Source organism: Aeromonas sp. 97A (genome assembly GCF_051919185.1).
Classification (GTDB): Bacteria; Pseudomonadota; Gammaproteobacteria; order Enterobacterales; family Aeromonadaceae; genus Aeromonas; species Aeromonas veronii.
Genome location: NZ_JBQBFF010000001.1, coordinates 4,234,605 through 4,245,000, shown reverse-complemented (window position 1 = coordinate 4,245,000; position 10,396 = coordinate 4,234,605). Strand labels below are relative to the sequence as shown.

10 protein-coding genes (1 of these 10 running past the window's edge) are annotated in these 10,396 nt (G+C 61.1%); 5 read left to right on the top strand and 5 right to left on the bottom strand.

The genetic code is table 11. From position 1 onward, the window contains the following. Positions 1 to 1,781, top strand: partial view of an RNA polymerase-associated protein RapA gene (gene rapA, locus ACTG27_RS19490; RefSeq protein WP_439980217.1) — the 3' portion only. It extends 1,087 nt beyond the left edge of the window; the window shows 1,781 of its 2,868 coding nt (coding positions 1,088–2,868); its start codon lies off the left edge, out of view; the stop codon is at positions 1,779 to 1,781. Between the two features lie 115 nt (positions 1,782 to 1,896). Beyond that, positions 1,897 to 2,553: a bifunctional tRNA pseudouridine(32) synthase/23S rRNA pseudouridine(746) synthase RluA gene (gene rluA / locus ACTG27_RS19485; RefSeq protein WP_069528708.1), complete on the top strand. Its 657-nt coding sequence runs from the start codon at positions 1,897 to 1,899 to the stop codon at positions 2,551 to 2,553. A gap of 60 nt (positions 2,554 to 2,613) precedes the next feature. Here rluA and ACTG27_RS19480 read toward each other — a convergent pair whose 3' ends face one another. The 5 genes from ACTG27_RS19480 to treR all read right to left on the bottom strand — a co-directional run bounded on the left by ACTG27_RS19480 (position 2,614) and on the right by treR (position 7,848). Then, complete coding sequence (locus tag ACTG27_RS19480) at positions 2,614 to 2,802, bottom strand: hypothetical protein (protein WP_005336040.1); 189 nt, start codon at positions 2,800 to 2,802, stop codon at positions 2,614 to 2,616. A 120-nt stretch (positions 2,803 to 2,922) separates the two neighbouring features. Beyond that, positions 2,923 to 3,546, bottom strand: a complete 624-nt coding sequence (locus ACTG27_RS19475) for a sugar O-acetyltransferase (protein ID WP_439980215.1) — start codon at positions 3,544 to 3,546, stop codon at positions 2,923 to 2,925. Positions 3,547 to 3,549: 3 nt separating this feature from the next. Next, positions 3,550 to 5,211: an alpha,alpha-phosphotrehalase gene (treC, locus tag ACTG27_RS19470; protein WP_439980214.1), complete on the bottom strand. Its 1,662-nt coding sequence runs from the start codon at positions 5,209 to 5,211 to the stop codon at positions 3,550 to 3,552. 66 nt (positions 5,212 to 5,277) lie between these two features. Beyond that, on the bottom strand, positions 5,278 to 6,708 hold the full coding sequence (treB, locus tag ACTG27_RS19465; RefSeq protein ID WP_005336043.1) for a PTS trehalose transporter subunit IIBC: 1,431 nt from the start codon (positions 6,706 to 6,708) through the stop codon (positions 5,278 to 5,280). A gap of 192 nt (positions 6,709 to 6,900) precedes the next feature. Continuing rightward, positions 6,901 to 7,848: a trehalose operon repressor TreR gene (gene treR / locus ACTG27_RS19460; RefSeq protein ID WP_439980213.1), complete on the bottom strand. Its 948-nt coding sequence runs from the start codon at positions 7,846 to 7,848 to the stop codon at positions 6,901 to 6,903. 137 nt (positions 7,849 to 7,985) lie between these two features. Between treR and ACTG27_RS19455 the strand changes: the two genes are divergently transcribed. The 3 genes from ACTG27_RS19455 (at position 7,986) to ansB (ending at position 10,382) form a co-directional block, all read left to right on the top strand. Next, the gene (locus ACTG27_RS19455; protein ID WP_268011743.1) at positions 7,986 to 8,936 is read left to right on the top strand and encodes an AEC family transporter; all 951 of its coding nucleotides are present in this window, start codon (positions 7,986 to 7,988) and stop codon (positions 8,934 to 8,936) included. Positions 8,937 to 8,998: 62 nt separating this feature from the next. Continuing rightward, complete coding sequence (locus tag ACTG27_RS19450; RefSeq protein WP_120416408.1) at positions 8,999 to 9,193, top strand: heavy-metal-associated domain-containing protein; 195 nt, start codon at positions 8,999 to 9,001, stop codon at positions 9,191 to 9,193. A 130-nt stretch (positions 9,194 to 9,323) separates the two neighbouring features. Then, positions 9,324 to 10,382: an L-asparaginase 2 gene (gene ansB / locus ACTG27_RS19445; RefSeq protein ID WP_429211222.1), complete on the top strand. Its 1,059-nt coding sequence runs from the start codon at positions 9,324 to 9,326 to the stop codon at positions 10,380 to 10,382. The last annotated feature ends 14 nt before the right edge of the window (positions 10,383 to 10,396 follow it).

Here is a 10,396-nt window from a genome sequence, read left to right as displayed (position 1 = left end):
CCCTGAGCGATGAAGCCAGACAGATCCTCGCCAGCCAGCTGGAAGGGCTGGATTTGAGCGATGCGACTGCCCGCCAGCAGGCAGTCGCCAAGCTGCTGGATCAGCATGGCACCGGCCGGGTGCTGTTCCGCAACAGCCGCGCCAATATTCAGGGCTTCCCCGAGCGTCACCTCAACGTCTACCCCATGCCGCTGCCGGAGCAGTACAAGACTGCCATCAAGGTGATGGGCATGATGGGTGGCAACGGTGGCGATCTGCAGACCCGCGCCCTGCGCTACCTCTATCCCGAGAAGATCTTCCAGCAGTTCGAAGGCGACAACGCCACCTGGACCCAGTTCGACCCACGCGTTGAATGGTTGCTGGAGCTGCTGCTCTCTGCCCGTCAGCAGAAGGTGCTGGTGATCTGCTCCGAAGCAGCGACCGCCATCGCGCTGGAAGAGGCGCTGCGTACCCGTGAAGGGATCCGTGGTGCCGTGTTCCACGAAGGGATGTCGATCCTTGAGCGGGACAAGGCCTCCGCCTATTTCGCCCAGCAAGAGGGTGGCGCCCAGGTGCTGCTCTGCTCCGAGATCGGCTCAGAGGGTCGCAACTTCCAGTTTGCCAGCCATCTGGTGCTGTTCGATCTGCCTCTCAACCCGGATCTACTGGAACAGCGTATCGGCCGACTGGATCGTATCGGTCAGCAGAATACCGTCGAGATCCATGTTCCCTATCTGGAGGGTACCTCCCAGCGCGCCCTGCAGCTCTGGTATCACGATGGCCTCGATGCGTTCGAGCAGACCTGCCCGACTGCCCGCCCGGTATTCGAAGCGGTACGTGAAGAGCTGTTCGAGCTGCTGGCCGCCAACACCGGCGATCAGGCGGCCCTCGAGACCCTGCTGGTCAAGACCCGCGAACTGCACGAGCCGCTCAAGGCCCGGCTGGAACAGGGCCGCGATCGCCTGCTGGAGATCCACTCCAGCGGTGGCGCCGCCGCCCAGCAGCTGGTCGACAAGCTGGCCGCCGAAGATGATGACACCGGCATGATCTCCTTCGCTCTCAAGATGTTCGACGAGATCGGCGTCAATCAGGATGACCGTGGCGAGAACGCGCTGGTGCTGACCCCCGGGGATCATATGCTGGTCTCCAGCTTCCCGGGCCTGCCGCAAGACGGTATGACCATCACCTTCGATCGCAACACAGCCCTGTCGCGGGATGACATGGCGCTGCTCTCCTGGGATCACCCCATGATGCGCGGCGGTATCGACCTGATCCTGGGTTCCGAGATCGGTGCCACCTCGGTGGCACTACTCAAGAACAAGGCGCTGCCCATCGGCTCCATCCTGCTTGAGCTGATCTTCGTTGCCGAGTCTGCGGCCCATCCCCAGCTCTACCGCTTCATGCCGCCGACACCGATCCGTCTGCTGATGGACAAAAACGGCCAGAATCTGGGTGAGAAAGTGGCGTTTGATGCCTTCAACCGTCAGCTGACGCCGGTCAATCGCCACCTCGGCAGCAAACTGGTCACCGCGTCCCAACCGGTGATCCACGGTCTGATTGGCAAGGGCCAGGCCATTGCCGAAGAGCTGAAAGCCGGGATTGTCGACAAGGCCCGCGCCCAGATGGCGCAGACCCTGCAGCAGGATCTGGATCGTCTGGAAGCGCTCAAGGCGGTCAACCCGAACGTGCGAGACAGCGAACTGGATTATCTGCGCAATCTGCAGGCAGAATTGCACCACCTGATCGATCAGACCCAACTCAAGCTGGATGCCATCCGCTTTATCGTGGTCACCCATAACTGACAAGGTACCGACCGACAGCGGCCAGAACCAGCTCAAACTGGATACCCAAGGCCACTTTGTCGTGGTTACCCATAACTGATGGGGGCTTGCCCCCACCTTCTGATGCGAGACATTTATGTTTGAATACTCACCGCCTCTGGAACCCTGGCTCGATATCCTGTTCAAGGACAAGGACATCATGGTGGTCAACAAGCCCACTGGCCTGCTAAGCGTCCCCGGGCGCGGCCCCGAGAATGAAGACAGCGTCCTGCATCGGGTGAAACAGCAGCACCCCAAGGCGGCTGCTGCTCATCGCCTCGACATGTCCACCACTGGCGTCATTGTCATTCCCCTCAATCCCAACTCTCATCGGGAGCTGAGCAGACAATTCCGTGAGCGGGAGACCGAGAAGCACTACCTCGCCTGGGTGTGGGGTGAGCCGGAAGCAGAGTCAGGTCAGGTTGACCTGCCGCTCTGCGTCGACTGGCCCAACCGCCCGAAGCAGAAGGTGGATCACGAGGAGGGGCGTCACGCTCTGACCCTGTGGCAGAAGCTGAAGGTGGAAAATGGCAACAGCCTGATCAAGCTGACTCCCATCACAGGTCGCTCGCACCAGCTGCGCGTCCATATGCTGGAGCTGGGGCACCCGATCCTGGGTGACAACCTCTACGCCCATCCGGATGCGCTGGCGGCGGCGCCCCATCTCTACCTGCATGCGGCCAGCCTGACCATCAGCCACCCCCGCAGTGGCGAGCGGATGACCTTCGAGGCGCCGGCTCCTTTCCCGGTCTGATCCCGCAAATCGCTGAGATAAAAAAGCCCCCATCGCGAGATGGGGGCTTTTTCATTAGGGTCAGACGCGAATATCGATCTTGCTTCCCAGAGAAGCGCTGGCCGATGTCGGTGCAACCGGCGCTGATTGCGCTGCGTTTTGCAGCAGCTTCAGCGCAGCTTCGCCCTCTTGGGTCTGCTGTTTCTTGGCCAGACTGGCCGTCATCAGAGCAGAACCAAACGACGCATTTGCAGAACTTGATATATCCATAGGGTTCCTCCTGCACTCAACAGTATCGACCAAGCTGCCCAGAACATAAGCACTGAATGCAAAACAATCTGAAAGTCGCTTTTCTATCAATCAGATAGCAATAGCATTCATGGCCCCTGTTCACCGCTGGATGACGCCTTCAAGCTCCTGTGCCGTCATCGGTCGAAGTACCTTGCAAGGGTTGCCAGCCGCCACCACATTGGCGGGCACATCTTTGGTCACCACCGAGCCGGCGCCGATGACGCTGTTGTCACCGATGGTGACGCCGGGGCAGATAACCGTGCTGCCGCCAATCCAGACGTTGTGACCGATCCGTACCGGCTTGCCGAACTCGACACCCCTGATGCGCGGCGCCACCGCCACCGGGTGAGCGGCGGTGTAGATCTGCACCCCGGGCGCCAGCAGCACGTTGTCGCCGATGTGCACCTCGCAGACGTCGAGGATGGTGCAATTGACGTTGGCGTAGAAGTTCTCGCCGACGAAGATATTGGCACCATAGTCGCAGAAGAACGGCGGATTGATGGCACACTCCTGGCCGCGGCTACCGAGCAGCTCGTGCAGCAAAGCATCCTGCGCCGGTTTTTCCTGCCAGCTGGTGTTGAAGGTGTGATAGAGCTTGCGGCAGCGCTCGCGCGCCGCTTTCAGCTCGGGATCCCCCGCATCATAGGGATCACCGGCCACCATCTTCTGCCACTCGGCACCACGCGCATGCTGCTGTTCAGCTGCAACCATTTCCTCGCTCATCCACTACTCCATCAGCCAGATCAGGGATTCATAAGGGCGCAGCATACCCGATTGCGGTTGGGCCGGGCTATCGGGGTAGTTGCCGAGCAGCAGCCGACCTTGCCCGCTTTGCAGCTCAGCAGGCAAGGCAAACTCCACCGGCTCGCCGTAGAAGTTGCTCACCACCAGCAGGGTCTGACCGTTGGCACGGCGGGCATAGGCCCAGATCTGCGGGTGCCCGGTCAGCAGCTCCTGATAATCCCCCTGAGTGAAGATGGGGTGCGCCTTGCGAAGGGCGATGAGATCCCGATAGTGCCAGAACACCGAGTGCTGGTCGGCCAGCGCCGCCTCGGCATTGATCTCGGAATAGTTGGCGGCTGGCTTGAGCCAGGGCGTCCCTTGGGTGAAACCGGCATTGGCCGCAACGCTCCACTGCATCGGGGTGCGCGAGTTGTCGCGGGACTTGGCACCGAGAATGGCGAGGATCTCGGCCTCGCTCATCCCTTCCGCCTGCTTGATGGCGAAGATGTTACGGCTCTCCACATCCTGATAGTCATCGATGCGCTGATAGCCGGGGTTGGTCATGCCGATCTCCTCCCCCTGATAGATGTAGGGGGTGCCCTGCAAACCGTGCAGCGTGCTGGCCAGCATCTTGGCGGCCACTACCCTATGCTCGCCCTCATCGCCGAAGCGGGAGACGATGCGCGGCTGATCGTGGTTGCACCAGAACAGCGCCGACCACCCCTTGCCATGCATGCCGCTCTGCCAGTGGTTGAAGATGCGCTTGAGTTCGAGGAAGTCGAACGGCGCCTTGGTCCACTTGTCGCCGTTGGGGTAATCCACCTTGAGGTGGTGGAAGTTGAACACCATGGAGAGCTCTGAACCGTCGAGGGCGCCATAGCGCTGACAGTGCTCCAGACTGGTGGAGGACATCTCCCCCACCGTCATGGCTCCCACCGGGGCAAACACGTCGCGGCTCACGTCCTGCAAAAATTCGTGGATGCGCGGCCCGTCGGTATAGAAGCGACGGCCATCGCCAATCTCGTCGTTCGGGAACGCCTGATCCTTGGAGATAAGGTTGATGACGTCGAGGCGGAAACCATCCACCCCCTTCTTGGCCCAGAAGTGGATGATGTTTTTCACCTCGGCGCGCACCGCCGGATTTTCCCAGTTGAGATCCGCCTGCTCGCGGGCAAACAGGTGCAGGTAGTACTGACCGGTGGCGGGATCCAGCTCCCAGGCGCTGCCACCAAACTTGGATTGCCAGTTGTTCGGCACACCGCCATCCACCGGATCTTTCCAGATGTAGTAGTCGCGGTAGGGGCTGTTTTTATCCCCCAGCGCCGACTTGAACCAAGCGTGCTCGGTGGAAGTGTGGTTGACCACGATATCCATCACGATGCGGATGTCGCGCGCGTGGGCGGCGGCCAGCAGCGCCTCGAAATCTGCCATGGTGCCGTAGGCGGGGTCGATGGCAAGGTAGTCGGCGATGTCGTAGCCGTTGTCCACCTGCGGCGAGACGTAGACCGGGGTCAGCCAGAGGGCATCGACCCCCAGCGTCTTGAGGTAATCGAGGCGGGCCATGATCCCCTTGAGATCACCGGTGCCACGGGCGCCGGAATCCTGAAAGCTCTTGGGATAGATCTGGTAAATCACGGCGCTCTGCCACCAGGGTGTTTGGCTCATGGCTCTTTCTCTTGTCTCGAATAGAAAATGGAGAGGGCGACCCGCGGGTCGCCCTGATAATCAGTGTCAGGCGCTGGCTTGGGCCAACTTGCCAGCGGCTTGCTGGCGCTTGTAGACCAGCAAGGTCAGCACCACCGGCACCACGATGGCCACCAGCATGGCGATGGCAAATACCGCCCAGTATTGCGGCTGGATGGAGAGGATGCCCGGCAGGCCGCCTACCCCGATGCCGTTGGCCATCACCCCGGCGAAACCGCAGATAAGGGCGGCAAGGCTGGAGCCCACCATGGCGCACAGCATGGGGAACTTGTACTTGAGGTTGATACCGTACATCGCCGGTTCGGTCACCCCGAGGTAGGCGGAGATGGCGGCAGGCACCGAGATCTCCCGCTCGTTCTCCTTGCGGCTAATCAGAATGATGCCGACGACCGCAGAAGCCTGAGCGATGTTGGAGAGGGCGATCAGCGGCCAAATCGGGGTGCCACCCATGCTCTGCATCAGCTGCAGATCCACTGCGTTGGTGGTGTGGTGGATACCGGTAATAACCAGCGGTGCGTAGAGGAAACCGAAGAGGGCGGCACCGATGGGAGCGAAGGAGCCGGTCATGGCGGCCTTGGCAGCGAAACCAACGCCATCACCAATCCAGCGACCGAACGGGCCGATAAAGGCGTGGGCCACGATCACTGCCAGCAGCAGCGAGACAAACGGCACAATCACCAGATAGAGATAGGCCGGAATGATCCGCTTGAGGTTGGTCTCAACCCAGGCCAGGAAGACACCCGCCAGCAGCGCCGGAATGACCTGGGCCTGATAACCTACCTTCTGGATCACGAACAGGCCGAAGTCCCACACCTCGGGAGTCTGCTGACCGATGCCGTAGGCGTTCATCAACTGCGGTGACACCAGCGTCACCCCCAGCACGATACCCAGGATCTCGGAGCCGCCCATCTTCTTCACTGCAGACCAGCAAACACCAACCGGCAGGAAGTGGAAAATCGCCTCGCCCAGCAGCCAGAGGAAGGCGTGTACCTGAGCCCAGAACTGGCTGATCTCGGTGAGGGTGTGAGTGCCATCGTCGAACATCTTGATGTCGCCGATGACGTTGCGAAAGCCCAGGATCAGACCGCCGGTGATGATGGCGGGCAGCAACGGTACGAAGATCTCCGCCAGATGGGAAATGCCCCGCTCCAGCGGGTTCATGTTCTGGCGGGCCGCCTGCTTGGCGGTCTCCTTGCTACCACCGCTGACGCCGAGCTGCTCGGTCAGCGCCTTGTACCACTGCTCTACCTCGTTACCGATCACCACCTGGAACTGACCGCCCTGGGTGAAGCTTCCCTTCACCGCCGGGATGGTTTCGATAGCCTTGCTGTCGGCCTTGGCCGGATCGTTCAGGACGAAGCGCAACCGGGTCAGGCAGTGGCTGACGGTGGCGATGTTCTCCTTACCGCCGATCTTGTCGATCAGGGTGGCAAGCTGCTGTGCGTTGATCTTGGACATGGGTCTTCCCTCTGTGACGCCATTGAATAGTGGTCTGTATCGCCCTTTTGAGCCAGTCTGTCGGCCGGAGCGTTTTTGGTATCGTTCCCATTTAGCATGCCGACAATCTGGCCAGATCGAAATGGGAACGTTCCCAATTCGTGGCCAGCATCACAAAAAGCGCACTTTTTGTTCAGTCCGGAGTGATGGGGGTCACAGGGTTCGACAGGGGGCGATAGTCACCAGCGGCGGCTGATCCTGCTCAATCTGGCCGAGCAGCTGACGCGCCGCCTGCTCCCCCGCCCCTTTGTAACCGAGATCGAGACTGAGGGCGTTGGGGAAGAGGAAACTGAGCATGGGATTGTTGCCAAGTCCGGTCACCAGCACCTCGCTACGCCCTTGTTCTTGCAGGTATTTTGCCGCACCGATGGCGAGGGTGTCGCTGGCGCAGACCAGCGCCTGGGTGGAGGGCGTCAACAGCTCGGCCGCCAGCCGGTAGCCGCTCTGCAGGCTGAGATCGCCGAGGGCGCTGCGCGGGCGCAACCCCTGCTCTGCGCAGTAAGCGAGATAGGCGTCGAGGCGGCGCTGGCCGGTGGTGAGATCCGAGGCATCCACCCCCAGATAGGCGATGTCGCGGGCGCCACGGCTTGCCAGTTGCGCCAGCATGGAGCGCACCGCACCGGCGTCGTCAAAGCAGACCGAGGAGAAACCGGGATATTCACGAGCGACCAGCACCAGCTTCTCTTTCAGCGGCGTCATGGCGGCATAGTCCAAGTCATTGAAGGCGAACAGGATAATGCCATCCACCCCGCGCCGCTCCAGCACCGCCAGATGCTCCTGCACCTTGGCGGGGGAGAACTTGCTCTCCATCAGCACAGCATCGTAGCCACGCTGGTAGAGGGTCTCCAGCATGCCGCGCACCGCCTGATTCTCCGAGCTGGAGTCGAGCCGCGAGACGATGATCCCCACCACCTGCTGGCTCTGGCTGCGCATGGCCCGCGCCGATTTGCTCGGCACGAAGCCATGCTCGGCGATGATTTGCTCCACCCGCTCGCGGGTCTCCTGCTTCACCTTGGGATCCTGGTTGAGCACCCGGGAGACGGTCGACTTGCCGACGCCACTCAGTCTGGCGATATCGAGGATGGTCAGTTTCTTGTCCATGAATTGGCTCACAGGAGGCTAGGCGGTGGAATTGCCCACATTGTTGTGATTAACCCCTGTGAATACAAGCCCATGGCGTTAGAATGCCCTTTTTGCCCCGCCTTCAGGGTGTGTGGGCACAGCACAGGATGCCCATCATGGATCTGCTGGCCAGTCTGCTCTTCTCCCTCTCCATCACAGGCCCCATCTGCGTGGTGCTGCTGCTCGGCATCTTGCTCAAGCGGTTGGGGCTGCTGCCGGATCCCTTTACCGAATCCGCCTCGCGACTGGTGTTTCAGGTCACCCTGCCCGCTCTGCTCTTTCTCAGTATTCTGGGTACCAACTTCGCCACCATGCCGAGCCTCTGGTTTATCAGCTATGGCCTGCTCGCCACCGTTATCAGCTATCTGGTGCTGGAGCTGCTGGCCGGACGTTTTATCGGGGAGCAGCGGCTGCGCGGCATCTTCGTGCAGGGGAGCTTTCGCGGCAACAGCGCCATTATCGGGCTCGCCTATGTGCAAAACGCCTACGGCCACGAAGGGTTGGGGGCGGCGGCCTTCTATGTCGGCGCGGTGACCGTGCTCTACAACATTCTCGCAGTGATCACCCTCACCCGCAGTCTCGGCGGTGCCACCGGCATTCGCCCCATTCTGCTCGGTATCATCAAGAATCCGTTGATCATCGCCATTGTGGCGGCGCTGCCCTTTACCCTGCTCGGTATCAAGATGCCGCAACTGTTGCTCACCACCGGCAGCTACTTCGCCAACATGACGTTGCCGCTGGCGCTGCTCTGCACCGGCGCCTCCCTCAGCCTGGATGCTCTGCGTGGTGGTGCAGCCATTGCGGGCTGGGCCAGCATCATGCGGCTCTGCCTCATTCCGGCTGCGTTCACTCTTGGGGCAGCACTGCTCGGCTTCAGCCATCTGGAGCTGGGTATTCTGTTCCTCATCAGCGCTACCCCGACTGCCGCCGCCAGCTATGTGATGACCCGTGCCATGGGGGGCGACAGCGTGCTGGCCGCAAACATCATCGCCACCACCACCCTCGGTTCGCTGGTTACTACCAGCCTCGGGGCGACTCTGATGAACTACCTAGGGTTGATGTACTGACGGCTTGACCTTGCCGGAGGCGGCAGCTTTAGGCTGGCGCCCATCAACAAAGGAGATATCCCATGACCATCGAACTCACCGTGTCCGGCATGTCCTGCGGTGGCTGCGCCGCCAGTCTGCAAAAAGTGCTGCTGGCCCAGCCTGCGGTCACCACCGCAACCGTCGATTTCGCCAGCAGCAAGGCCGTCATCGAGAGCGATCTGAGCAAGGCCGAGCTGATCGCCCTGATCGAAGCCAAGGGTTTTTCTGCGAGTTAAATTATCTCCATAGAGGTATAAAACAGGTTAAAAATCTGTACTCACCTGTCTTTTGGTGAGTTTTATCACAGACCCGGGTTATTAAACGGGCAAACTTGCTGCGATTATTCCAACCACAAGGATTTGCAGCATGACCCTACCGATCCGCAAGACCCTGCTCGCCGCCGTCGTCGGCCTGACCCTCTCCCCCATGGCGATGGCGCTGCCCAACGTCCATATTCTGGCAACCGGCGGCACCATTGCCGGGGCTGGCCAGTCGGCTACCCAGTCCAACTACGAGGCTGGCAAGGTGGCCATCGAAACCCTGATCGCCGCCGTGCCCGAGATGAAAAACGTGGCCGATGTGCAGGGAGAGCAGGTGGTGAAGATCGGCTCCCAGGACATGAACGACGAGGTTTGGCTCAAGCTGGCCAAACGGGTCAACGAGCTGCTGGCCAAGGATGACGTGGATGGCATCGTCATCACCCACGGCACCGACACCATGGAAGAGACCGCCTACTTCCTAAACCTGACCGTCAAGAGCGACAAGCCGGTAGTGCTGGTTGGCGCCATGCGCCCCTCCACCGCCATGAGTGCCGATGGCCCGCTCAACCTCTACAACGCCGTGGTGACCGCCTCCGACCCCGCCTCCAAGGGCCGTGGTGTGATGGTGGCGATGAACGACACCGTGCTGGATGCCCGTGACGTCACCAAGACCAACACCACAGGCGTGCAGACCTTCACCTCCCCCAACTTCGGCCCACTGGGTTACATCCACAACGGCAAGATCGACTATCAGCGCACTCCGGCCCGTCTGCACACCAGCAAGACGCCGTTTGACGTGAGCAAGCTCGACAAGCTGCCGCAAGTGGGCATCGTCTACAGCTACGCCAACGCCACCGACTTGCCGGCCAAGGCGATGGTGGATGCCAAGTTCGATGGCATCGTCAGTGCCGGGGTGGGTAACGGCAACCTCTACCACACCCTGTTCGATACCCTGGCCAAGGCGAGCAAGGACGGCATTCGCGTCGTGCGCTCCGCCCGCGTACCGACCGGCGCCACCACTCTGGATGCCGAAATTGATGACGCCAAGTACGGCTTCGTCGCCGCCGAGACCCTCAACCCGCAGAAGGCACGGGTGCTGCTGATGCTCTCCCTGACCCAGAGCAAGGACCCGGCCCAGATCCAGCGCTGGTTCCAGCAGTTCTGACAACGGTTGTCTGA